Origin of the sequence: Cellulosimicrobium sp. NPDC057862 (genome assembly GCF_042797035.1) — a bacterium.
Taxonomy (GTDB): Bacteria; Actinomycetota; Actinomycetes; order Actinomycetales; family Cellulomonadaceae; genus Cellulosimicrobium.
On the sequence record NZ_JBHVMH010000001.1, the window covers coordinates 499,299 to 522,065 of the forward strand.

The window sequence follows — 22,767 nt, forward strand, 5'->3', positions numbered from 1 at the left end:
GGTCCTCCGGACCAGCAAGAGGTTTCGATCATGGCCACTTCCGTACCCTCCCCTACCCAGAATCACGTCGGTTTCCCCGCCGGCACCGTGCTCGGCTACCCGCGCATCGGGCGCCGCCGCGAGCTCAAGAAGGCCGTCGAGGCGTTCTGGGCCGGCAAGACGTCGGCCGAGGAGCTCGAGGCCACGGCCCGCGAGCTGCGCCTCACGACCGTGCGTCGGCTCGTGGACCTCGGCCTCGGCGCCGACGATGCCTCGGTCCCCGGCTCGTTCTCCTTCTACGACCAGGTGCTCGACGTCGCCGCCTCCCTCGGGGCCGTCCCGGCGCGGTTCGCGTCGCTCACCGACGACGCGGGCCGCCTCGACCTCGCGGGCTACTTCACCGTGGCGCGCGGTCACGGTGACGACGCCCCGCTCGAGATGACCAAGTGGTTCGACACGAACTATCACTACCTCGTCCCCGAGATCGGCCCGGACACCCCGATCCGGTTCGTCGACGACCGCGTCGTGCGCGAGTTCGTCGAGGCGAAGGAGGCCGGCGTCGTGACGCGGCCCGTCGTCGTCGGGCCGGTGACGTTCCTCGCGCTCTCCAAGGCGGCTGACGACGCCCCCGCGGGCTACTCGCCGCTCGACCGGCTCGACGACGTCGTCGCCGCCTACGCCGACCTGCTCCGCGCGCTCGCTGCGGCCGGCGCGCCGTGGGTGCAGCTCGACGAGCCGATCCTCGTCACCGACCCTGCGAACGCCGAGGAGCTCACCGAAGCGGTCGAAAGGGCATACCGCGCGCTCGCGACGGATCTCCGATCCGTGCCGAACCCGGGGTCTTCGCCGGACTCGGTGCCGAACCCGGCCGCAACCCCGGGTTCGGCACAGGGCCAGCGGCCCGCGATCCTCGTCGCCGCCCCGTACGGCCGGCTCGAGACATCGCCCGGTCCCGACGGCTCGTACCACGACTTCCTGGCGGTGCTCGCGAGCACCGCCGTCGAGGCGATCGCGCTCGACGGCGTCGCGGCCGACCTTCCCGACGGTCTGCCCCTCGGGCTCGACGCGAAGACCCTCGTCCTCGGCGTGATCGACGGACACAACGTGTGGCGGGCCGACCTGGCCGCGAAGCTCGACCTTGTCGAGGCGTACCGGCCCGGGACGGGTCTCGGCGCAGTCGCCGTCGGCACGTCGACGTCGCTGCTGCACGTGCCGCACGACGTCGAGGACGAGACGTTCGCGGAGCCCGGCACGGCGACCGGCACGACGCTCGACCCGCGCCTGCGCGACTGGCTCGCGTTCGCGGACCAGAAGGTCGGCGAGGTCTCGACGCTCGCCCGCGCGCTCACCGAGGGTCGCGACGCCGTCGCGACGGAGATCGAGGCGTCCCGCGCGGCGGTGGCGTCGCGCGCGGAGGCGAGCGGCGTCGTCGTGCCCGCGGTGCGCGAGCGCGCGGCCGCGCTGACCGACGCGGACTTCGCCCGCGGCGACTACGCGGAGCGCGCGGCCGCGCAGCAGGAGCGCCTGGACCTGCCGCCGCTGCCGACGACGACCATCGGGTCGTTCCCGCAGACGCCGGAGATCCGCCGCGCCCGCGCGCAGTGGACCAGGGGCGACCTCTCCGACGCGGACTACACGGTCGCGATGCGCGAGGAGATCGCGCGCGTCGTCGCGCTCCAGGAGGAGCTGGGCCTCGACGTGCTCGTGCACGGCGAGCCCGAGCGCAACGACATGGTGCAGTACTTCGCGGAGCACCTCGACGGGTTCGCGGTCACCGCGAACGGCTGGGTGCAGTCGTACGGGTCGCGCTGCGTGCGCCCGCCGATCCTGTGGGGCGACGTCACGCGCCCGGAGCCCATCACGGTCGAGTGGTCGTCGTACACGGCGTCGCTCACCGAGAAGCCCGTCAAGGGCATGCTCACCGGGCCGGTGACGATCCTCGCGTGGTCGTTCGTGCGCGACGACCAGCCGCTCGGCGACACCGCGAACCAGGTGGGCCTCGCGCTGCGCGACGAGATCGCGGACCTGGAAGCCGCGGGCATCGGGATCGTGCAGGTCGACGAGCCCGCGCTGCGCGAGCTCCTGCCGCTGCGCAAGGCCGACCAGCCCGCGTACCTCGACTGGTCGGTCGGGTCGTTCCGGCTCGCGACGTCAGGAGTCGAGGCGGCGACGCAGATCCACACGCACCTGTGCTACTCGGAGTTCGGCGAGGTCATCGGCGCGATCGACGGTCTCGACGCCGACGTGACGTCGGTCGAGGCGGCGCGCTCGCGCATGGAGATCGTGCCGGAGCTGCGCGACGCCGGGTACGCGCGCGGCATCGGGCCGGGCGTCTACGACATCCACAGCCCGCGCGTCCCCTCCACGGAGGAGGTCACGGAGCTGCTGGAGCTCGCCGTGAAGTCGATCGACCCGACGGTCGTGTGGGTCAACCCCGACTGCGGTCTCAAGACCCGCCGTTACGAGGAGACCGTGCCGTCGCTCGAGCACCTCGTCGCGGCAGCAAGGGCGGTCCGCGCGACCCTGGCGAAGTAGTGCCACAGTCCGCGAGGTAGTACCGGGGTCCTGACCCCGGTACTACCTCGCGTGACCGGAGTACTACCTCGGCGGGTGGGTCAGCGCTCCGCGGCGCCCGACATCGGGAGCGCGAACGCGAGCGTCGAGGCGGCGAGGCCGCCGACGAAGAGCCACACGCCGCCGTCCACGCCCGACATGCCCGAGCCCATGAGCACGAGCCCGCCCACGAACAGCGCGAAGGCGACGACGAACCGGGCGACCGCGCCCGCGCGGTCCGCGACGTCGCGCCCCTCGGTGCCGGTGGGGATCTGCTGCGTGTCCTGCGTGCTCACAAGGGCTCCTTCGGTGCGGGTCAGTCCAGGTACCCCTCCACGGTACCGGGGTCGCGCACGGTCGCGGCATCCGGGTCGCTCCCGAACTCGCGGGCCGCGTCGCGCTGGCGCAGCAGGTCCCAGCACTGGTCGAGCTCGACCTCGATCGCGCGGAGCCGCTCGTGCTCCCGGCCCCCGGTGATCTCCCCCTGCGCGAACTGTTCGCGGAGCTCGCGCTCCTGCGCCACGAGGTCGCTGATCGTCCTGCGGATGCCGCCGTCGGTCGCCATGCGTCCACGGTATGCCCGACGGCGCACGCGCGCCCGGGAGGCCAGGCGTCGGGCGGGGGGACGCCGGCGGCACGGCCTAGGCTCGCCGCATGACGACGACGATCGGCCGCACCGTCCTGCTGTGCCACGACCTCGACGCGAGCGCCGCGTTCTGGGCGGGCGGGTTCGGGTTCGGGACGCTGTTCCGCGGCGAGACGGACGGCTTCCCGCTGCTGCACGTCGGACCGGGTCGGGTCGACGAGCCCGGGCTGTGGCTCGTCCCGCTCCCCGCGGGCGGTGCGCCCCTCGTGCGCCACGGTCTGCCGAACCTCGTGCTCTACGTCGACGACCTCGATGCGACCCTCGCCCGGCTGGCCGGCGTGGGGGTCGAGCCGTTCGTCGGCCCCGACGCCGACGCCGAGTCCGGGGACCGGTTCGCGCACGTCCACGACCCTGACGGGCACCGGATCGTCGTCGTGCAGCTCGGTCCGGTGCCCGACCCCGCGTAGGGACTAGCGGGCCTGCACCCAGGTCGCGTCGTCGGCGAGGATCGTCACCTCGTCGTCGTCGACCACGACGAAGCCGCCGCCGATGCGCAGCTCCGCCGTCGGGCGGTCGGGCGTGCGCAGCCGCACGCGCCCGGCCTTCAAGGTCGCCGCGACGGGCTGGTGCCGCGCGAGGATCCCGAGGGTGCCGGACACCGACGGGACCGTGACGCTGCGTGCCGGGCCCGACCAGAACACCCCGGACGGCACCACCACCTCGACGGACACCAGGCGCTCCTCCACGGGAGCGGCGGTCTCGGACGGCGACGGCGCGACGGGCACGGAGGATCCTCCTCGACGACGGGTGGCGGAGCCTCCGAGTCTCGCGCCCGGCAGAGCCCGGACCCGTCGCCTTTCGTCCCTTTCCGGGCGCCGGAGGTCACCGGGCACGCCGTACGCCGAGCCCGGGGTCGCTCCCCACGCGGAGCGCACCCTGGGGAGGAACCCCGGGTTCGGCGGCCGGACGTCGCCGCGCGAGCGGAATCACGTTGACGACGGCGGGGGGCGAGGCGCACCATCGAGGGTGACGGTTGCCGAGGGCAGCCGTTCGTCGTGCCGGACGGGCACGACCACGGATCAGGTCGCGCCGGACGGCGCACCGCACGGGACGAGGAGACGCGGATGCACGGCACCGCAGGCTGCGAGGTGGCCATGGCGGCCTGCTCGGGCGCCCTCCCCTCCCGCACCGTCACCCGCTGAGATCCTCGGCCGGACGCCGACCTCGGCGCCCCGCCCCGTTGACTGCTGCGTCTCTGTCGTCATGTCGCGTTGCTGACGACGGGCACCCCGCGCTCAGCAGGGTCTTGGCGACGGCGGTCGCGGGCCTGCCGTCATCCCCACCTTCCCCGCCTCGGCCGAGCGGCGCCGTCGTGCGCCATGGCGACCCTGTGTCGTCGTGAGCCGACCGCCTGCGCCGCGGCACGCCGTCGGGCAGGGTGGGACCGTACCGACACGGAAGCCCTGAACCCATGATTCCCCTGACCGAGAAGCAGATCCGCGCGTCGTTCGTCAACGCCTCCAAGCGCGAGGCCGCGCAGGCGACCCTCCCCGAGCTCGACGCGCTCGACTGGGACCGCCTCGACTACCTCGGGTGGCGCGACCGCAAGGCGCCGCTGCTCGCGTACGCCGTCGTCGTGGTCGACGGCGAGCCGCGCGGCGTCCTGCTGCGCTCCACCGACGCCAAGACGGGCGGCATGCGCAAGCGCGCCGTCTGCGCGTGGTGCGAGGACGTCGTCGTGACGGACGACGTGAGCCTCTACGTCGCGCGGCGCGCCGGCGCCGCCGGGCGCCGCGGCAACACCGTCGGCACCCTCATCTGCACGCAGTTCCTGTGCTCGCAGAACGTGCGCCGTGCCCCGACCCGCACCGAGATCGGCGACGACGAGTCGGTGCGCGAGCTGTTCGTCGAGCTCCGCGTCGACGGCCTCCGCGAGCGCTCCGCCCGCTTCGTCACCGAGGTCATGCGCGACGTCTGACCGACGGCGGTTCTACCTCGGCGGAGCGGAAGGTGAGGCGGAAGACGAGGGCGAGGGCGGAGCGGGGGTGTGACGGCTCGCGGCGGGTCTGGCGGGAGCCGCGAGGGACGAGCGGCGGATGGAAGACCCGTCGCGCCCCCGCGGAGCCTTCGCCCGGACGGAACCGTCGGAACCTTCCCGCCACCACGGCCACCAGTTCCAGCGACCGAGGAGCGTCATGGTCGCGGGGAGCAGGAGCCCGCGCACCACGGTCACGTCGAGCAGCACGGCGACGGCCATGCCGACGCCGACCTCCTTCATCGCGACGAGCTCGCCCGCCGCGAAGCCGAGGAACACGATGCCGATGGCGACGGCCGCCGTCGTGACGACCGGGCCGGTCGCGGTGATGCCGCGGAGCACGGCCCGGTCGTTCGCGGCGCGTGGGTCCTCGCCGGGCGTGCGGGCGCGCCACTCCTCGGCCGTGCGCGCGAGGAGGAACACCTCGTAGTCGGTCGACAGGCCGAACACGAGCATGCCGATGAGCAGCGGCGTCGTGACGTCGAGCGCGCCCCACGGCTCGAACCCGAGCAGCGAGGCGCCGACGCCGTGCTGGAACACCGAGACGAGCACGCCGAGCGTCGCGACGAGCGTGAGCAGGTTGAGCACGAGCGCCTTGAGCGGCACGACGAGCGAGCCCGTGAGCAGGAAGAGGAGCGCGAACGTCGCGAGCACGACGACGCCCGCGGCGAGCGGGAGGCGCTGCGCGAGGTGCTCCTGGGTGTCGACCACCTCGGCGGCCGGGCCGGCGACGTGCACGTCGAGGCCGGCGGTGTCGATCGCGCGGATCGCGCGCAGCAGGTCCTGGGCCTCGGCGGCGGTCGCGTCGCCGCCCTCGCCGACGTCGGGCGTGACGTCGACGACGAGGACCTCGGGCGGGTAGTCGGTGTCCTGCATCGCGTCCTCGACGCCGGGCAGGGCCGCGACCTGGTCGAGGTAGGCGGAGGCGGTCTCGTCACCGCGGGGTGCCTCGACGAGCACCGTGATCGGGGTGACGCCGAGGTCGGCGAAGCGCGAGGTGGACGCGTCGGCGGCGAGGCGCGCCTCGGCGTCGGCGGCCAGGGAGTGGACCTCGGAGCTGCCGAGCGTCATCGAGCCGAGCGGCGCGGCGAGCGCGAGGAGGAGGGCCGTCGCGCCGAGCGTGACGAGCACGGCGTGCCGCTGGGCGGTGCGGGCGAGGCGACCGAGCGTCCCGGCGCCGCCGCGCCCGGTCCACGGGTGGGACCAGGTGCGGGCGCCGGGGGCGGGGATGGCGCGGTGCCAGGACGCGACGAGCGCGGGCACGAGCGTGAGCCCCGCGGCGGTCGCGACGAGCACGACGATCGCGCCTCCGACGGCCATGCCGGAGAGCAGCGAGTCGCCGAGCAGGAGCAGGCCGGTCAGTGCGATCGCGACGGCGAGCCCCGACGCGAGCACGGCGCGCCCGGCGGTCGCGAGGGTGCGCCCGACGAGCTCGTCGAGGGGGAGGCCCGGGTTCTCGGCGCGCTCCTCGCGGAAGCGCGCCAGGACGAGCAGGGAGTAGTCGACCGTGAGCCCGAGGCCGAGCAGCGTCACGACGTTCACGGCGAACTCGTTGACGGGGACGATCCCCAGCAGCCCGCTGAGCACGAGCAGCGCGACCGCGATCGCGGCGAGCGCGGACAGCAGCGGCACCAGGCCGGCGCGCAGGCCGCCGAGGACGACGACGAGCACGACGAGCAGCACGACGATCGCGGCGCCCTCCCCCACGGCGGCATCGGTGATCGCCTGGTCGACGAACGCCTCCTCGGCGAGCAGGGCGCCGCCGACGAGCACCTCGGGGGTGTCGATGGTGTGGAGCGCGTCGGCGACCTGGTGCGCGAGCGCCAGCGCCTCGTCGTCGGACAGCGCGGGGTCGAGCTCGACGATGACGAGGGAGCCCTGGCCGTCGTCGGCGATGAGGCCGCCGCCGGTGTAGGCGTCGAACAGCTCGACGACGCCGGGCATCGCGCGGATGCCGTGCATCACCTCGCTGGCCTGGGTGATCAGCTCCGTGGAGAAGTAGTCGCGCCCGGACAGGACGGCGACGACGGTCTCGCCCTCGGGCTTGAGCTCGTCGAGGCGCTCGGCCGCGAGGGCGGAGGCGCTGCCGGGCGGTGCGGGCTCGACGTCGGTCGTCTTGTCGAAGACGGCTCCGCCGAGCACCGCGCCGAGGACGAGGAGGACGGCCCAGACGCCGAGGACGACGGCGCGACGGCGCGCGGCGAACCGTCCGGTCCGGTGCAGGAGGCGTCCGAGCGCCATGGGCTGTCCTCCTCGTCGAGGAACGTCGTGCGGGAGTCGTGCGAGAGGTCGTGCACGGGGGGTCGTGCGAGGCCCCGCGGGGAGCGAGGCGTGAGGTGAGCACCCTACGCGAGGGTGGGAGCGCCGTCGGACCACGCTCCGCCCGTGCGAAGGGCGCCTCGGGTTTCACTGAGGTGGAGAAAGGGGTGAGACGGGACGGGCGGGGACGGCTCGTGCTGCCGCCCCCGCCCGGTCCGTCCCGGGGCGGACGGCTCACGCCGCCCGCCCCGGGGTCTCACGTCAGCCGCAGCTCGCGGCCTCGTAGGCGACGTCCGCCTGGAACGTCAGGTCGCCGCCCGTCGCCGCCACCTGGGCGGTGCCCGCCTCGACCGAGGCCGAGCGCGTCGCGAACGACTGGTACGCGGAGGCACCCGGCTGGACGCCGGTCACCGTCTTCGTCCCGAACGGCGTCGTCAGCGTGATGTCGGCCGGCACCGTGTCGTCGTTCGTGGCACGGACCGCGACGTAGACCTTGCCCGCCATGCAGCGGGTCTGGACCGTCGTCGAGATCGCGAGCTCCTCGACCGGCTCGTCGGTCAGCTCCTTGAACCGGATGTTCCGGTAGTTGACCATCTCGCCGTTGCCGTGGTTCTGGATCCCGATGAAGCTGTTCACCAGTCGCGCGGGGTCGGTGCTCGTGAAGTCGTTGACGAGCACGTCGTTGAGGTAGATGCGGATGCGGTCTCCCTCGACCCGGATGTCGTACGCGTTCCACTGCCCGACCGGCTTGAGGGCGGCGTCCCGGGCTGCCTCGTCGGCGCCCTGGAACGTGTAGACCGCGCCGGTGGTGCGGTCGTCGGCGTCGGTCGCGTCGATCTGGATCTCGTAGCCCTTGTTGACGGCCACCCACGGGTCGTCGCCCGGGTTCGGGAACCCGACGAACACGCCGCCGTTGTCGTCCTTCGTGAGCTTCCAGTCGAGCTTCAGGCTGTAGTTCTCGCCGAGCTCCTGGTCGTACCAGAGCAGGCCCATGCCACCCGCACCGCGGATCGAGCAGTCCTCCTGGCGGCCGAAGCCGCCCGGACCGGCCATGCGCCAGCCCTCCTGGAGGCTCGCGAGGGTGCCGTCGTAGATCGCGGTGTAGCCGTCCTCGACCTCACCCGGCGAGCAGATGTCCGGGTTCTCGCCGAGCGACAGGACGTCGATGTTGATGTTGCCCTCGTCGCCCGCCTCGTACGCGAGCGTGATCGTGTTGACGCCGGCCTGGAGCTCGAGGTTCCGCGTCAGGACGCCCCAGTCCTTCCAGCTGCCCGTCGTGGGGAAGTTCCACTGACCGAGGTCCGCGCCGTTCACGTGGAGCGACACGTTCTTCGCCCGCAGCGTGGTGTACGGGTGGATGCCGTTGGCGTAGCGCACGTTGACCGGGTAGGTGCCCGCCTCGGGGACGGTCACGGAGAACGTGCGGCCCGCGCCGACCGTGGTCATGCCCGCGGCGAAGCCGGAGCCCGAGTAGTTGCTGTGGTCCGAGCCGATACTCGAGCTGCCGAGCGGCTGCGCGAGCTCCGCCTCGTACCAGCCGCGGTCGGCCGGGGCGACGTAGCCGGGCAGCGAGTTGAGCGTGTACCAGGCCTCGGTGCTGAGGAGCTCCGTGCCCTCCGCCGACGCGAACGGGCGCGGCGAGCGGATGTAGACGACGTGGCCGGGCTTGAGGCCGTCGATCTGCAGCGTGACGGTCGTGCGGTCCTCGGACACCGTGGCGTCCGTGACGAAGAGGGGCTCCTCGTCGACCTTCGGGCCGCCGTACTGCTGGGTCGGCACGTAGCGCCACTGCTTGACCTGGTACGCGTCGGCGAGCTTCTCGACGACCTCGTCGGACACCGGGTCGGTGTACTCGATCTCGAAGCCGCCCTCGACCACGCGCATCTCCTTCATGTCGAAGGAGTCCTCGTTCACGGGGACGAGCTTCTGGAGGCCGAACCGGAGCTTGCCGGACTCGCCCCAGTTGCCGCCCTCACCGGTGCCGCCGACGTAGATCGCGCCGTCGGGGCCGTAGATGGTGCGGTTGGCGCCGACCTCGAGCCCCGCGGTGTGGCGGAAGACCGCACCCTGGAACTCGCCGTCGACCTTCTCGAGGAACGCGCGCTGGATGCCGCCGTACGTGACGTCGCCGAGCAGCATCTGGCCGGCGAACTCGCCGTCCTGGACGAGGACCGGGTTGCCCGGGGAGTTGGCGATCTCGTTCTGCGGGAGCCACACGGCCGGCGGGGCGACGGGGTTCGAGTCGAACGGGCCGGCCGGGTTCGTGTAGTGGTTGTAGAAGTGGTCCTGCTGGACGTGGATCAGCTTGTTCGACGGGAGCCAGGCGCCCTGGTTGTCCGTCGCGAAGATCTCGCCCTCGGGGCCGAAGCCGATGCCGTTCGGCGTGCGGAGACCGCCGGCGACGTAGGAGACCTCGCCCGTCTCGCGGTCGATCTTGATCGACGTGCCGCGGTTGGCCGCCGGCTGCGGGTTGGTCGTCGCACCGCCGTTGTTGATGGCGACGGAGAGGTTGACGTAGAAGTAGTCCTCGTCGTGGATCAGGCCGAACGCGAACTCGTGGAAGTTGCCGCCGTCGGGCCACTCCGCGATCTTCGTGTGCTGGTCGTAGAACCCGTCGCCGTCGGGGTCGGTGAGCTGGGTGAGCTGGTAGCGCTCGGAGACGAAGATCGAGTCCTCGACGACCTCGATGCCCATCGGGTTGAGCAGCTCGTCCGCGACCAGGGTCGCCGTGACGTCCTCGGGGCCGTCCGCACCGACGACGCCGTCGAGGAAGTACACCTCGCCGGACACCGGGTCGGGGCGCCAGCCGCCGGAGCTGACCTCGCCCGTCGTCACGACGGCGAGCTTCTCGTCCGGCGTGAACGCCAGGCCCGAGACCTTGGGCTCGAAGCCCGCGGGGCGCAGGTCGACGAGGTCGTAGTTGGGGTTGACCGTGTCGAGGCGCAGGCCGTCGCCGGCCGTGTCGGTGGCGCCCTCGCAGTACTTGTAGCCGGGCGCGGTCACGCGCACGACGCCTGCCTCGGTGCTGAGCGCCGACGTCGGGATGACCTCGAACGTCGAGCTGCCCGGCGTCTTCCACGCGAGCGTGAGGCGCTGCTTGTCGCCGCCCTCGTAGTAGTCGACCCGCAGGTCGTGCACGCCCGCGGTGAGCGTCGCGCTGCCCTCGACGGACGTCGAGTCGTTCGGGCCGTCGTTCTCGACGACGAGCTGGCCGTCGATGTAGACGAGCGCGCCGTCGTCGTTGGTCACGCGGAACTGGTACTGGCCGTCGGCGGGGACGTGCAGGTTCGCGCTCACCTGCGAGATGAAGTTGTCCTCCGCGCCGAACTGCTCGGCCGTCGACCAGTCGATGGTCGGCATGAGCTTGTCGACGTTGGGGGTCTGGCCGGACTTCAGGGTGCAGACGGCCCCGGGGTTCTGCGCGAGCTGGAAGGTCCGCAGCGTGACGCCGGGCTCCTGCTCGGGGAGATCTGCCGCGGCGGGGACGGCCCAGCCCGCGACGACCACGGCGCCGAGGGTGAGGGCGGCCGCGCCGCGTCGGTACCTGATCCGGCGGGATACCGGCAGGCTGGTGCGTTCGAGCATCGTTGCTCCTTACTCGGTCGGACTTCGAGTCCACGGAGCGTAACCCCTGCCTGGCTCCGTCGATGACAACGCTGGACAGGCTAGCCCTCGTTCTATCGATGTGTCTACAACTTCCGTCTTACGATCGACAAAAGTGCTCTGGCCTGCCCGGACGTACGCTCAGAGGCATGAACGCACGCCACGGCGACATCGCCGACAGCACCGCGTCCCGGCCGTTCGCGCAGGTCGACGTGTTCACCGAGGTCCCGACCCTCGGCAACCCCGTCGCGGTCGTGCTCGACGGCGACGGCCTCACCGACGAGGAGATGGCCGCGTTCGCCCGCTGGACGAACCTCTCGGAGACGACATTCCTCCTCCCGCCGACCGCGGAGGGGGCCGCGGGTGGCGCCGACTACCGCCTGCGAATCTTCACCCCCGGCGGCGAGCTCCCCTTCGCCGGGCACCCGACGCTCGGCTCGTGCCACGCGTGGCTCGAGGCGGGCGGCGCGCCCCGGGCGGGCGACGCCGTCGTGCAGGAGTGCGGCGTCGGCCTGGTGACGATCCGCCGCGAGGCGCGCGCCGCCGTCGCGCCGGACGCGCCGCAGGAAGAGCCGGCCGGGCCCGGACGGCTCGCGTTCGCCGCGCCCGACCTGCTCGCGGACGAGCCGGTCCCCGCCGACGACCTCGCCGCGATCGTCGCCGCGCTCGGCGTCCCCGACGACGCCGTGCTCGACCACCGCGTGCTCGACAACGGACCCGGGTGGCGCGTCGTGCTGCTCGACTCCGCCGACCGCGTCGCCGGGCTCGCACCCGACTGGTCGCGCCTGCGTGTCGAGCACCCCGACCTGTCCGTCGGGGTCGCCGGGCTGTACGGCGACGACGACGGCCCCGACGGCGCGGCGGTCGAGGTCCGCGGGTTCGCGCTCGCGATGGGCATCCCGGAGGACCCGGTCACCGGGAGCCTCAACGCCGTCGTCGGGCAGTGGCTCGTGCGCGACGGCCGTCTCCCAGACCGCTACGTCGCCGCCCAGGGCGCGGCCCTCGGCCGGGCCGGTCGCGTGCACGTCGAGCGGGACGGCTCGGGGACGGTCTGGGTCGGCGGCGCGAGCGTCACGTGCGTCGCGGGGACCGTCCGCCTCTGAGCCACGCCGGGTGACGGCCGGCGCCCCGGTGCCGAACCCGGGGACGCGGCCGGGTTCGGCACCCGATCCCGGCGATATTCCCGGGCTCGGCGTGTCCCGGGCTCCGTAGACTGGGGCAAGTGTCAAGAACCCCACCTGTTTCCGGGTCCGGTCGCGCCCTGACGGAGCGACCGGTCGTCGCGCGCGCCCGCTGGGCGCTCATGGTGCAGTTCGGGCTGTTCGGGGTCATCGGCGCGTCGTGGATGAGCCGCCTGCCCTCGGTCCGCGAGGCGCTCGGGATCAGCGCGAGCCAGCTCGGCCTGCTGCTCGTCGTGGGCGGTCTGGGCTCGCTCGTGTCCGTGGTGTCCGCGGGCGCGGTCGTGGCACGGTTCGGCAGCCGCACGACGCTCGTCGTCGCGACCGTGGGGAACGTCGTCGGGTTCGGGCTGGTCGCGCTCGGCACCGGGACGGGCGGCGTCGCCCTCTTCGCGGTCGGCGCGTTCCTCAACGGCGTGTGCGGCGCACTGACCAACGTGCCGATCAACATCTGTGCGGCGTCCGTCGAGCAGCACGTCGGGCGGGCGATCCTCCCCCACTTCCACGCCGCGTTCTCGATCGGCGCGGCGGGCGGCGCGCTCGTCGCGGCCGCGTTCTCGTGGGCGCACGTCGGCATCACCGTGCAGATCGTCGTCGTGACGCTCGCCGTCACCGTGGCACGCGCCGTGCTCATCGCCCCCGCGACCGCGCTCGCGCCCGACCAGGTCGCGCCGTCGGGCACCACGGACCTGGTCGACGACGGCCCCGCGCCCTCGGCCGCGACCGCGCCCCGCCGCGGGGCCGGGGTGCGCGCCGCGCTCGCCGCGTGGCGCGAGCCGCGCACGCTCCTCATCGGGCTCGTGCTCCTCGCGTCGTCGCTGTCCGAGGGGTCGGCGGGCAACTGGCTCTCCATCGCGGTCGTCGACGGGTTCGAGGTGCGCGAGGCGCTCGGCGCGGTCGCGTACGGGACGTTCGTGGGAGCGATGACGGTGTTCCGGTTCGCCGGGACGGGCCTCATCGACCGGTTCGGGCGCGTGTCGGTGCTGCGCGCGTCGGGCGTCTCCGCGCTCGTCGGGCTGCTCGTCTTCGGCCTCGCGCCGAGCCTGCCGCTCGCGTGGGTCGGCATCGTGCTGTGGGGCTGCGGCGCGGCGCTCGCGAACCCCGTCGCCATCGCCGCGGCGTCCGACGACCCCGCCCACGCCGCACCGCGCGTCGCCGTCGCGACGTCGTTCTCGACCGTCGCCATGCTCACCGCGCCGCCGCTGCTCGGCCTGCTCGTCGACCAGGTCGGGGCGCGCCACATGCTCCTGGTCATCTGCGCCGCGACCGTCCTGTCGCTCGCCGTCGCCGGCCAGGTGCGCCCGCTCCCCCGCCCGGCACCGCACCCTGCGGCCGCGGTGCCCGCCGAGGACCCCGAGCCCACGAGGTAGGACCCTGGCCCCACCGCCGGCGAGCGCGACGACCGAGAATCGACCCGTGGAGCTCACCGAGAAGTTCACGACGCTGCGACGCGAGGCCCGCGAGCGCGCCCTGGCCCGGCCCCGGCAGCCGTTCGCCGGAACGGTACGGGACGAGGCCCGGGACGGCGTCGCGATGCGCCGCTACGTCCCAGGGGTGCACGACGCCGGCTCGGGGGTCGTGTTCCTGCACGGCGGGTACGGGCTGTTCGGGGACCTGGAGCTCCAGGACGCCTCGTGCCGGCGCATCGCGACCGCGCTCGCGTCCGTCGTCGTCTCGGTCGACTATCGGCTCGCGCCCGAGGGCACGCTCGCCGAGGCCGCCGGGGACGCGACCGTCGCGCTGGCGCTGCTCGCCGCGGAGGGCGTCGAGCGGCGCGCCCTGTTCGGCGACTCCGCGGGCGGGGCGGTCGCCGTCGTGGCCGCCCGCCTCGCCCACGGGACACCGCTCGCCCCGGCGTGGCTGGCGCTGACGAACCCCAACCTCGACCTCACGCTCGGGTCGTTCGACCGGGACCGACCGGGCGGGCCCGACGCCGCGCTGTCCGCCGAGTCCTTCCGCGCGTGGGCGCGCGTGGAGCACCTCGCGGACGCGCCGCGGCTCGACCTCGACGCGTCGCCGCTCCCGCCGACGTTCGTCGCGGTCGGCGACCAGGACGCGCTGCTGCCCGAGGCCCGGACGCTCGCCGCGTCGTGCGCGCGCGACGGCGTCCGCTGCGAGCTCGTCGAGGTGCCCGGCGCCAGCCACGGGTTCCTCGGCGGCGACGACGGGCCCGCTGTGCTCGCGGGTCTCCGGGCGTTCGTGCGCGACGTCTGACCGCGCACGCACGAGGGCCCCGCCCGCGCAGCCGCGGACGGGGCCCTCGAGGCCGGGTGCCTCAGCCGCGCAGGCCGAGGATCGACGTGTAGCTGCGTCGGGCGTTGCCGAACGAGTCGACCGGGTTCGGCGGGACGGCCGTCGTGGGGGCGTTGTCCTGCTCCCAGATGCCCCAGCGCGTGCCGCGTGCCTTCGTCGCACGGAGGAACTCGCGGTAGGGCAGGTCGCCCGCGTCGAACTCGATGATGTCGAACCCGTTCGGGTTCGCCTCGTTGCGCGCGCCGTCCTTGAGGTGCAGGAGCGGGTAGCGGTGCGGGTTGTTGCGCACGTAGTCGATGGGCTCGAAGCCGGGGAAGCGGTACTGACCCACGAAGGCCCAGTAGACGTCCATCTCGAGGAACACGTGGCGGGGGTCGGTGTTGTCGAAGAAGACGTCGTACAGGCGCACCTCGGGCTGGTCCGTCGCGAACGCGAACTCGCCCGCGTGGTTGTGCTGGTAGAGCTTGAGCCCTGCGGCGCTCGCCTGCGCACCCCACGCGTTGAACTCGTCCGCGGCCGCGCGGTACCCGTCGACCGTGTTGACGTTCGTCGGGGCGTTCGCCGTGCCGACGTGCGGCATGCCGAGGATGTTGGCGATCTCGAGCTGGCGCGCGAGGTCGTTGCGCAGCGCGTTGAGGCTGACGTGGGAGCCGACGGCCCGCAGCCCGTTGTCGTCGAGGAGCTGGCGGATCTCCTCCGGGGTGATCGTGCCGACCTGGCCCTGGGTGTAGCCGGCGAACTCGATCTCGGAGTAGCCGATGTCGGCGAGCTGCTCGAACACCGTCCGGAACCCGAGGCTCGAGACCTTGTCACGGATCGAGTAGAGCTGGATGCCGATCTTGCCCGGGGGGACCAGGCGACCGTTGCCCGCGGCCGCGAGCGGCCCGGCCGCGGTGGGAGCGGGGGCGGCGTTGGCCACCGGGGCGACGGCGGCACCGAGACCGACGGCCACGGTCGACGTCGCGAGCGCCTTGATCAGGCTGCGGCGCGTCATCTGAGACTTGCTCATCGTCTCTCCTTCGAGGGATGTGACGGTGCGGCTCGGGCGAGCCGCACCGCGGTGGTACAGGTCGGCAGCGAGTCAGCGGCACACGGCGCTCCTCGTCACCGACGACAGGTCCTCGGGCGGTCCGCTTCGTCGTCCGTCCTCGTCAGGGCCGAACAGCACCCCGCGTCTGGTCCTCCTCGTCTCGTCCTCGAGCGAGTCCTCCGCACGTCGTCGTGCCGGAGGAGCGCGTTCCTCGGGTGAACTTTCACCTACCACCCGGTCGTCATCCTACGAGGCTTCTGTCGGGTGTCAATCAAAAGTCGAAAGTTCGTCGATGGGCGGTCGTCGGCGAGCCCGTGCACGCCGCACCCGGGCTGGGTCGCGGGCTCCCTCGGTCACGACCCGCCCGACCTGGCGGGGACGATCGCGGTGTGGACGCAGCGCCACGCGTCGCCGCGACGGACGAAGGTGTCGACCGACCACTCCTCGTCGCGGAACGGCGTCCCCCGCCACGTGCCCGCGGAGACGCCGCGCGCGAGGGTGACCGCGACGTCGTCGTGCACGCTCACCGTGACGAGGTCCGACGACATCTCGGTGTGCACGAGCTCGCCCGACGCGACGACCGCGAGGAAGCCGTCGCGCGGCTGGGCGTTCCCGTCCGTCCCCACGACGACCCAGCCCGGGTCGACGAACGTGTCGATCGCGGCGGGGTCGTTCGCGACGAGCGCGTCGCCCCACGCGCGCAGCAGCGCGGCGAAGGCCGCACGGGTCCCCTGGTCCTCCGTCATGACGTCGCTCCCCCGCTCGTCCGGGTCCGTCAGCGCGCGAGCCACTCCTTGCGCTCCGCGGGCGGCAGCTTCTCCACCGCGGCGCGCAGCACGTCGCGCGGCATGGTCGCGGCGTGGACCTCGAGGAACGCGCGCAGCCGCTCGGGCTCGACGTCGCCCGCGTGGCGCAGCATCCAGCCCACGCCCTTCTGCACGTAGGGCTCGGGGTCGTCGACGAGGACCTCGGAGAGCCGGAACGTGTCGTCGACCTGACCGCGGCGCAGGAACGCGGCCGTCGCGACGATCGCGGAGCGCCGCCGCGGCCAGTCCGGCGCCCGGGCGAGGCTGTCGAGGACGTCGCGCGGCCGGTCGAGGAGCCACGACCCGAGCACCTGGTACGCGGTGAGGTCCACGAGGTCCCACGTGTCGATCCTGTCGTGACGGCGCAGGAAGAGCTCGACGAGCTCCGCGTGCCGCTCGACGGTGACGCGCCGGGCCGTCGCCGACTTGCCCATGATCGAGCAGCCGCCCGCACGGACCTCGTGGACCCGGTCCTCGAGCAGCAGCTCGATCTGGTCCACCGGCAGGTCCAACGCGCTCTTCGCGAGCGTGAACACGTCCCCCATCCTCACCCCGGCGAGCGTGTCGTCACCGGGGAAGTACCGGGTGTAGGCGCGGCGCTGGGCCGCGCTCGCGCGCGCGAGCAGGTCGGCGCGGAAGTCGGTCGCCGTCGTGTACGGCGGCATCGTCCTCCTCCTCTCGTGCGGGCGGTCGCCCGCGGTCCCGTGGTCCGCGCCGCGGCGCGCCCGTGGTCCGTGCGCTCAGCGCGGCGCCATGCGGATCGCGCCGTCGAGGCGGATCACCTCGCCGTTGAGCATCGGGTTCTCGACGATCGCGCGCACCAGGTGCGCGTACTCCTCCGGGCGGCCGAGCCGGCTCGGGTGCGGCACCTGCGCGCCGAGCGACTCCTGCGCCGCCTCGGGCAGCGACGCCATCATCGGGGTACGGAAGATGCCGGGCGCGATCGTCATGACGCGGATGCGGTGCTGCGCGAGGTCGCGCGCGAGCGGCAGGGTGAGGCCCGCGACGCCCGCCTTGGAGGCCGCGTAGGCGGCCTGGCCGACCTGCCCGTCGAACGCCGCGACCGACGCGGTCTGCACGACGACGCCGCGCTCCTCCCCCGCAGAGTCCTCACCGTCAGACCCGTCCGACCCCAGCGGGGCGAGCGCGAGCATGCGCTCGGCCGCGAGCCGGACGACGTTGAACGTCCCGACCAGGTTGACGTCCACGATCCGCCGGAACGCGTCGAGGGCGTGCACCCCCGACCTGCCGAGCACGCGCTGCGCGAGCACGATCCCGGCGCAGCTCACCACGACGCGCGCCCCGCCGAGGGCGTCCGCCGCGTCGAGCGCCCGCGCGACGTCGGCCTCGCTCGTCACGTCCGTGGGGACGAACCGCGCCGCGTCGCCCAGCGCAGCGGCGACCGCGGCTCCGTCGGACGACGCGAGGTCCGCGAGGACCACCCGCGCCCCCGCCGCGACCAGGCCCTCCGCCGTCGCGCGCCCGAGGCCCGAGGCCCCTCCCGTCACCAGGGCGACCCTGCCCTCGATCCGCATGTCTCACCCTCCGTCACCTGCGCGGGCGCCGTCGCCCACCCCCGCTGACCGTACCCAGGTCGACCCGCAGGTCGCGAGATCGACCCACCGAAGGTCGATCTCGGACGCACGGGCCGATCTCGCCGAAGCGTCCGCGAGGACGTCAGTGCGATGGCATCTCCAGGCACCCGCCGTCGGCGATCGGTCCCCCGGCGTCGAGCGTGACGGCGTCGGGCGCGACCGCCCCGTACACGCAGCCGCCGGGCACCCCGACGCCCACGCCGACGACCGGGACGAGATCACCGCTCGCGTTCTTGTCCGAGACCTGCACGTGCTCGTAGCCCGCCGCGACGAGCGTGTCCCAGACCTCGTCACCCGTGACGGCGGACCCGTCGGCGAGCGGCTCCAGAGCTGCCTGGACCGCGGGCACGGAGAGCGCCGCCTCGGCGTGGTCCTCGGGCGTGCCCATCCGCTGCCGGTACGCCTCGTTGGACGCGTCGAGCCCGGTCCCGTGCTCGACGGCGTTCGTGTCCTCGGCCGTGACCGTGACCTGGGGCTGCGAGGAGTCGTACGAGTTCGCCCACTGCTGCATGGCGTACGACATGAAGAGGAAGTACCCCACGACGCCGACGAACGCGAAGATCGCGATCCCCACGACCACGCCGACGACCGCGCGCCCGAGGCGCGAGGTGCCGTCTGGGCCGAGGTCGTCCGGGTCCGGGGTGGCCATGAGGCGAGTCTTGCGGGCGGGGTGCTCCGCGGCGACCGCGGGCGCGACCTCGACCCGGGATCTTCACATCTCGGGCGTCGTCGGGGTGCAGGATGGGAGGCGAACCACCTCCGTCCGACCGTCAGGAGATCCCCGCATGAGCCTGTACGACATCCCGTTCGACGCCATGGACGGGACGACGCACACCCTGCGCGAGCACGCGGACGACGTCGTGCTCGTCGTGAACGTCGCGTCGCGGTGCGGCCTCGCGCCGCAGTACGCGACGCTCGAGGCGATGCAGGAGAAGTACCGCGACCGTGGGTTCACCGTCATCGGGTTCCCGAGCAACCAGTTCCTCCAGGAGCTCGGCACGAACGAGGCGATCCAGGAGTTCTGCTCGCTCACGTACGGCGTGACGTTCCCCGTGGTCGACCGTGTGCGCGTCAACGGACGTCACGCCCACCCGCTCTACCAGGAGCTGAAGAAGGCCGAGGACGCCGAGGGCAAGGCCGGCCGGGTCACGTGGAACTTCGAGAAGTTCGTCGTCGTGCCCGGCGGCGAGGTGCACCGCTTCCGCCCCCGCACCCTGCCCGACGACCCCGCGATCGTCGACCTCGTCGAGACGCACCTGCCCCGCTGAGCGCACCACCCGACTGGGGGTGTCGGCGCGCGGTGCCCGAGGACGCGCGTCAGCGCACGACGAGCGCGGGGTGCCGCGCGTCGTCGACCCGCGCGACGACGTCGGCCACCTCCGCGGGGCGCACCTCCCGCTCGTAGCGCGCGTACGCGTCGAGCGTCCAGGCGTCCTCCGCCGGGGTGCGGCGCGCGAGCGTCGGTGCGTGCAGCGCCAGGTGGACGGAGAGGTCGACGGCGAGCCCGCGGCCGAGGGCCAGCGCGCCGTCGAGCACGACGACGAGCCCGGGCTCCGCGGCCACGTACGCCGCGCGCGTGGACCGGCTCGTCGCGGGGTCGCGCAGGCTCGGCACGTAGCGCCCGGGCCCGCCCGGGCCGACGGCGTCGAGCACCTCGCGGTTGAGGCCCGCGACGTCGATCCACGCGTCGAGCAGCGCGTCCGGGTCCTCCCGGCCGTGCTCGAGCCGCAGCGACGCGGGACGCCAGAAGTCCTGCACGCGCACCCGCGCGACCGGTCGGCCGGCAGCCCGCAGAGGTGCGACCAGCAGGTCCGCGAGCGCCTCGGGCCGTGCGGACGGGTGGCCGTCGACGAGGAGCCGCACCGCGTCGTCGGGCACCGTCGCCCGGTCCCCGCGCCGGAACCCGAGGACGAGGTCCACGACCCGGTCCGCGAGGACGCCCTCGGTCACCGGTTCGACGCGCACGGCCGTCAGGAGGCCTCGGCGCGCCGCAGCATTCCGCGGAGCGCGATGTCGAGGAGCGCGTCGACGTACTCGTCGGTCAGGGGACCGCTGCGCTGGAGCCACCGGTTCAGCACGGGGCCCCAGATGATGTCGGCCGCGACGTCGAGGTCGAGGTCGTCGGCCAGCTCCCCGGCCTCCTGCGCGCTGCGCAACCTCGCCCGCTTGGCCTCGCGGAGCGGGGCGTCGAGGCGCTCGTGGTACGCCGCGGCGAGCGCCTCGTCGTGCGCGGCCTCGGTGGCGAGCGCGCGCATCGGCTCGGCGAGGCGGGGGTCGTTCAGCTCGGCGACGGTCGCCCGGAGCACGAGGGTGAGGTCGGCCCGGAGGTCTCCGGTGTCGGGGAGCTGCGGCGCCTCGCCCTCCCCCGCCTCGCTGAGGAGGAGGAACGCGTCGAAGAGGACGGCGGCCTTCGAGGGCCACCAGCGGTAGATCGTCTGCTTGCCGACGCCGGCGCGCGTGGCGATGCCCTCGATGCTCAGGCGCGCGTAGGGCACCTCCTGGAGGAGGTCGAGCGTGGCCGTGAGGACGGCGCGGCGTGAGCTCTCGTTGCGGCGTGCGGGGTCGGGGGTCGACATGCGGTCAGCCTAGTCCGGCCCGAGACGAGACGTTGCGTATTGCCAAACGCGCAGACGTGCCCTACGGTCAACTTCTCAACGAGACGCAACGTCTCGTCTCATCAGAGGAGCATCCCTTGCGCCACACCTCCCCCTCTCCCCGCACGTGGTTCATCACCGGCGCGAGCCGCGGCCTGGGGCACGCGCTCGCCGTCGCCGCGCTCGAGCGCGGCGACCGGGTGGTCGCCGCGGCGCGGACCGCGGCCGCAGACACGTTCGACGCCCAGCACCACGACCGCGTCCTCGCGCTGGCCCTGGACGTCACCGACAAGAGCGCGGTCGACGCCGCGGTGGCGACCGCGGTCGACCGCTTCGGCCGCCTCGACGTCGTCGTGAACAACGCCGGCACCCTGTCCATGGGCATGGTCGAGGAGTTCACCGAGGCCCAGGCCCGCGCCCAGCTCGAGGTCAACTTCTTCGGCGCCCTGTGGGTCAGCCAGGCGGTGCTGCCGCACCTGCGGGCGCAGGGCTCGGGGCACCTGCTCCAGGTCTCGAGCATCGCCGCGCTCGGCGGCTTCCCGAGCACGGGGCTGTACAGCGCGAGCAAGTTCGCGCTCGAGGGCATGAGCGAGGCCCTCGCGGCGGAGGCCGCGTCGTTCGGCGTGAAGGTCACCGTCGTGCAGCCCGGCGGCTACTGGACCGACCTGTACACGAGCATGGCCTCGACCACCCCCGCCGAGCCGTACGCGCCCCTGCGCGCCGAGCTCGAGCGCCAGTGGGCCGACGGGTCCGTGGACAGCGACCCGCGGCTCGCCGCCGAGGCGATGCTCACGCTCGTCGACAGCGACGACCCGCCGCTGCGCCTGCTCCTGGGCAGCATGGTCTTCGACGTCGCGCAGCACGTCACGGCCCAGCGCCTCGAGACCTGGGCCGCGTGGGAGCACGTCAGCCGCGCCGCCGAGCAGGCCGTGGCCCAGCCCGCGGCGGCGCCGTCCTCCTAGGGTGGGAGCATGCTGCGCGCTGTCGCCCTCGACCACCCCGCTCCCCTGCAGGCCGAGACGGACGCATGACCGCCCCCTTCCGGCCCGGCACGGTCCGCGAGGCGATGGGCGGCATCGTCGCCCTCGGCCTCGCGACGTTCGTCGCCATCACGACCGAGCTCGTGCCCGTCGGGCTGCTGCCGCTGCTCAGCGCGGACCTGGACGTCACGGAATCCGTCGCAGGGCTGCTCGTCACGGCGTACGCGGTCATGGTCGCGGCGCTCGCCGTACCGCTGACGCTCGGCACCGCGCGCCTCCCGCGCAAGGGCCTGCTCCTGACGACGCTCGGGCTCTACACGGTGAGCAACGTGCTCGTCGCCGTCGCGCCGACGTTCGCCGTCGTCGCGGCGGCGCGGGCCCTGGGCGGCGCGTCGCACGCGGTGTTCTTCTCCGTGAGCATCGGGTACGCGTCGCGGCTCGTGCTGCCGCACCTCACGGGGCGCGCGCTCTCGCTCGTCACCGCGGGCGCGGCGGTCGGGTTCGTGCTCGGCGTCCCGCTGACGACGACGCTCGGGACGGCGATCGGCTGGCGTCCCGCGTTCGGCGTCCTCGCGGGCACGTGCGCGCTGGCCACCGTGCTCATCGCGTTCCTGCTGCCGCCCGTCCCCGGGGGCGGCGCTCCGCCGTCGGACGCGTCGAGCGCGAGCCGGCGCTCCGCGCTCGCGGTGGCCACGACCACCAACGCGCTCACCTACCTCGGCCAGTACACCGTCTACACCTTCGTGTCGCTCCTGCTCCTCGGGGCTGGCCTGAAGGAGACGGCGCTCGGCCCGGCGCTCCTGGTGCTCGGGGCGCTCGGGCTCGTCGGGACGGCGTTCGCCGCCGCGCGCCTCGACCACCGGCCGCGCCGGACGACGGTCGTGACGCTCGTCGCGGTCGTGGCCGGCATGCTCGCCGTGGGGCTGGCGTTCCCCGGGACCGTCGGGGTGCTCGTCGCCATCGGGGTGTGGAGCGCGGGGTTCGGCGCGGTCGCGCCGGTGTTCCAGGCGGCGGCGATCCGCGCGCACGGGGCGTCACCCGATCTCACGGGCGCGCTCGTCAACGCGACGTCGAACGTCGGCATCGGCGGGGGCGCCGCGCTCGGCGCGCTCGTCCTCGCGCGCTCCGGGCTCGACGTCGTCCCGTTCGTCGGGGCGGGGATCGTCGCCGTCGCGCTCGTCGTGGTCCTCGTCGCGCGACGCACGTTCCCTGCGACGCCGACCGCACCGGCGCCGACCACGCCGGTGACGGACGCACCGGTGACGGATCCGTCACGGCCGGAAATGCCCTCCGACCAGGAGCCCCCGCGCGCCTAG

At 73.7% G+C, this 22,767-nt stretch carries 21 protein-coding genes; 9 read left to right on the plus strand and 12 right to left on the minus strand.

All coding sequences use genetic code 11. The features are described 5' to 3' along the window. Window positions 1–30: 30 nt before the first annotated feature. Window positions 31–2,514, plus strand: a complete 2,484-nt coding sequence (gene metE, locus ACFVN3_RS02095; protein WP_378230058.1) for a 5-methyltetrahydropteroyltriglutamate--homocysteine S-methyltransferase — start codon at window positions 31–33, stop codon at window positions 2,512–2,514. Window positions 2,515–2,594: 80 nt separating this feature from the next. On the opposite strand, the gene ACFVN3_RS02100 is transcribed toward metE, so the two are convergent. Next, window positions 2,595–2,828, minus strand: coding sequence for a hypothetical protein (locus ACFVN3_RS02100; RefSeq protein WP_378230060.1), 234 nt, complete (start codon window positions 2,826–2,828; stop codon window positions 2,595–2,597). Window positions 2,829–2,848: 20 nt separating this feature from the next. Next, window positions 2,849–3,097, minus strand: a complete 249-nt coding sequence (locus ACFVN3_RS02105; protein ID WP_378230062.1) for a DUF2630 family protein — start codon at window positions 3,095–3,097, stop codon at window positions 2,849–2,851. 89 nt (window positions 3,098–3,186) lie between these two features. Here ACFVN3_RS02105 and ACFVN3_RS02110 point away from each other — a divergent pair, with 89 nt between their 5' ends. After that, a complete protein-coding gene (locus tag ACFVN3_RS02110) occupies window positions 3,187–3,585 on the plus strand; it encodes a VOC family protein (protein WP_378230064.1) in 399 nt (132 codons plus the stop codon). A gap of 3 nt (window positions 3,586–3,588) precedes the next feature. Here the strand turns inward: ACFVN3_RS02110 and atpC are convergent, their stop codons facing one another. Next, a complete protein-coding gene (gene atpC / locus ACFVN3_RS02115) occupies window positions 3,589–3,903 on the minus strand; it encodes an ATP synthase F1 subunit epsilon (protein ID WP_378230066.1) in 315 nt (104 codons plus the stop codon). Window positions 3,904–4,589: 686 nt separating this feature from the next. On the opposite strand from atpC, the gene ACFVN3_RS02120 reads away from it, so the two are divergent. Next, complete coding sequence (locus ACFVN3_RS02120; RefSeq protein ID WP_378230068.1) at window positions 4,590–5,096, plus strand: FBP domain-containing protein; 507 nt, start codon at window positions 4,590–4,592, stop codon at window positions 5,094–5,096. A gap of 12 nt (window positions 5,097–5,108) precedes the next feature. On the opposite strand, the gene ACFVN3_RS02125 is transcribed toward ACFVN3_RS02120, so the two are convergent. Next, entirely contained in the window at window positions 5,109–7,394 is a 2,286-nt protein-coding gene (locus ACFVN3_RS02125; RefSeq protein WP_378230070.1) for an MMPL family transporter, read from the minus strand. 279 nt (window positions 7,395–7,673) lie between these two features. Beyond that, entirely contained in the window at window positions 7,674–10,997 is a 3,324-nt protein-coding gene (locus tag ACFVN3_RS02130) for a family 16 glycoside hydrolase (protein ID WP_378230072.1), read from the minus strand. A 167-nt stretch (window positions 10,998–11,164) separates the two neighbouring features. Here ACFVN3_RS02130 and ACFVN3_RS02135 point away from each other — a divergent pair, with 167 nt between their 5' ends. The 3 genes from ACFVN3_RS02135 to ACFVN3_RS02145 all read left to right on the plus strand — a co-directional run bounded on the left by ACFVN3_RS02135 (window position 11,165) and on the right by ACFVN3_RS02145 (window position 14,407). Then, entirely contained in the window at window positions 11,165–12,118 is a 954-nt protein-coding gene (locus ACFVN3_RS02135; RefSeq protein ID WP_378230074.1) for a PhzF family phenazine biosynthesis protein, read from the plus strand. 119 nt (window positions 12,119–12,237) lie between these two features. Then, the gene (locus ACFVN3_RS02140) at window positions 12,238–13,563 is read left to right on the plus strand and encodes an MFS transporter (protein WP_378230076.1); all 1,326 of its coding nucleotides are present in this window, start codon (window positions 12,238–12,240) and stop codon (window positions 13,561–13,563) included. A gap of 46 nt (window positions 13,564–13,609) precedes the next feature. After that, entirely contained in the window at window positions 13,610–14,407 is a 798-nt protein-coding gene (locus ACFVN3_RS02145) for an alpha/beta hydrolase fold domain-containing protein (protein ID WP_378230078.1), read from the plus strand. A 61-nt stretch (window positions 14,408–14,468) separates the two neighbouring features. On the opposite strand, the gene ACFVN3_RS02150 is transcribed toward ACFVN3_RS02145, so the two are convergent. From ACFVN3_RS02150 to ACFVN3_RS02170, 5 genes are all read right to left on the minus strand, one after another. Beyond that, window positions 14,469–15,455, minus strand: coding sequence for a sugar phosphate isomerase/epimerase family protein (locus ACFVN3_RS02150; protein WP_378230080.1), 987 nt, complete (start codon window positions 15,453–15,455; stop codon window positions 14,469–14,471). A gap of 374 nt (window positions 15,456–15,829) precedes the next feature. After that, window positions 15,830–16,222, minus strand: coding sequence for a nuclear transport factor 2 family protein (locus ACFVN3_RS02155; RefSeq protein ID WP_378230082.1), 393 nt, complete (start codon window positions 16,220–16,222; stop codon window positions 15,830–15,832). 29 nt (window positions 16,223–16,251) lie between these two features. Then, window positions 16,252–16,947 carry a DNA alkylation repair protein gene (locus ACFVN3_RS02160; RefSeq protein ID WP_378230084.1) on the minus strand — a complete coding sequence of 232 codons (696 nt, stop codon included), beginning with the start codon at window positions 16,945–16,947 and terminating at the stop codon, window positions 16,252–16,254. Window positions 16,948–17,022: 75 nt separating this feature from the next. After that, entirely contained in the window at window positions 17,023–17,817 is a 795-nt protein-coding gene (locus ACFVN3_RS02165; RefSeq protein WP_378230086.1) for an SDR family NAD(P)-dependent oxidoreductase, read from the minus strand. 142 nt (window positions 17,818–17,959) lie between these two features. After that, window positions 17,960–18,526: a DUF6993 domain-containing protein gene (locus ACFVN3_RS02170; protein ID WP_378230088.1), complete on the minus strand. Its 567-nt coding sequence runs from the start codon at window positions 18,524–18,526 to the stop codon at window positions 17,960–17,962. A 136-nt stretch (window positions 18,527–18,662) separates the two neighbouring features. Between ACFVN3_RS02170 and ACFVN3_RS02175 the strand changes: the two genes are divergently transcribed. Beyond that, window positions 18,663–19,145: a glutathione peroxidase gene (locus ACFVN3_RS02175; RefSeq protein WP_378230090.1), complete on the plus strand. Its 483-nt coding sequence runs from the start codon at window positions 18,663–18,665 to the stop codon at window positions 19,143–19,145. 49 nt (window positions 19,146–19,194) lie between these two features. Here the strand turns inward: ACFVN3_RS02175 and ACFVN3_RS02180 are convergent, their stop codons facing one another. Then, window positions 19,195–19,842 (minus strand): uridine kinase, encoded by a 648-nt coding sequence (locus ACFVN3_RS02180; protein WP_378230092.1) that lies wholly within the window; start codon window positions 19,840–19,842, stop codon window positions 19,195–19,197. 5 nt (window positions 19,843–19,847) lie between these two features. Then, a complete protein-coding gene (locus ACFVN3_RS02185; protein ID WP_378230094.1) occupies window positions 19,848–20,453 on the minus strand; it encodes a TetR/AcrR family transcriptional regulator in 606 nt (201 codons plus the stop codon). Window positions 20,454–20,569: 116 nt separating this feature from the next. Between ACFVN3_RS02185 and ACFVN3_RS02190 the strand changes: the two genes are divergently transcribed. Both ACFVN3_RS02190 and ACFVN3_RS02195 read left to right on the plus strand, forming a co-directional pair. Then, window positions 20,570–21,433: an SDR family NAD(P)-dependent oxidoreductase gene (locus tag ACFVN3_RS02190; protein ID WP_378230096.1), complete on the plus strand. Its 864-nt coding sequence runs from the start codon at window positions 20,570–20,572 to the stop codon at window positions 21,431–21,433. Between the two features lie 65 nt (window positions 21,434–21,498). Next, window positions 21,499–22,767 (plus strand): MFS transporter, encoded by a 1,269-nt coding sequence (locus ACFVN3_RS02195; protein WP_378230098.1) that lies wholly within the window; start codon window positions 21,499–21,501, stop codon window positions 22,765–22,767.

Bases quoted from the DNA above. Each gene is read 5' to 3' on its own strand.
- ACFVN3_RS02150 (WP_378230080.1), bottom strand. From the start codon at position 15,455: ATGAGCAAGTCTCAGATGACGCGCCGCAGCCTGATCAAGGCGCTCGCG.
- ACFVN3_RS02160 (WP_378230084.1), bottom strand. From the start codon at position 16,947: ATGCCGCCGTACACGACGGCGACCGACTTCCGCGCCGACCTGCTCGCG.
- ACFVN3_RS02185 (WP_378230094.1), bottom strand. From the start codon at position 20,453: ATGTCGACCCCCGACCCCGCACGCCGCAACGAGAGCTCACGCCGCGCC.
- ACFVN3_RS02170 (WP_378230088.1), bottom strand. From the start codon at position 18,526: ATGGCCACCCCGGACCCGGACGACCTCGGCCCAGACGGCACCTCGCGC.
- ACFVN3_RS02135 (WP_378230074.1), top strand. From the start codon at position 11,165: ATGAACGCACGCCACGGCGACATCGCCGACAGCACCGCGTCCCGGCCG.
- ACFVN3_RS02130 (WP_378230072.1), bottom strand. From the start codon at position 10,997: ATGCTCGAACGCACCAGCCTGCCGGTATCCCGCCGGATCAGGTACCGA.
- ACFVN3_RS02105 (WP_378230062.1), bottom strand. From the start codon at position 3,097: ATGGCGACCGACGGCGGCATCCGCAGGACGATCAGCGACCTCGTGGCG.
- ACFVN3_RS02155 (WP_378230082.1), bottom strand. From the start codon at position 16,222: ATGACGGAGGACCAGGGGACCCGTGCGGCCTTCGCCGCGCTGCTGCGC.
- ACFVN3_RS02165 (WP_378230086.1), bottom strand. From the start codon at position 17,817: ATGCGGATCGAGGGCAGGGTCGCCCTGGTGACGGGAGGGGCCTCGGGC.
- ACFVN3_RS02175 (WP_378230090.1), top strand. From the start codon at position 18,663: ATGAGCCTGTACGACATCCCGTTCGACGCCATGGACGGGACGACGCAC.
- metE (WP_378230058.1), top strand. From the start codon at position 31: ATGGCCACTTCCGTACCCTCCCCTACCCAGAATCACGTCGGTTTCCCC.
- ACFVN3_RS02120 (WP_378230068.1), top strand. From the start codon at position 4,590: ATGATTCCCCTGACCGAGAAGCAGATCCGCGCGTCGTTCGTCAACGCC.
- ACFVN3_RS02125 (WP_378230070.1), bottom strand. From the start codon at position 7,394: ATGGCGCTCGGACGCCTCCTGCACCGGACCGGACGGTTCGCCGCGCGC.
- ACFVN3_RS02110 (WP_378230064.1), top strand. From the start codon at position 3,187: ATGACGACGACGATCGGCCGCACCGTCCTGCTGTGCCACGACCTCGAC.
- ACFVN3_RS02195 (WP_378230098.1), top strand. From the start codon at position 21,499: ATGACCGCCCCCTTCCGGCCCGGCACGGTCCGCGAGGCGATGGGCGGC.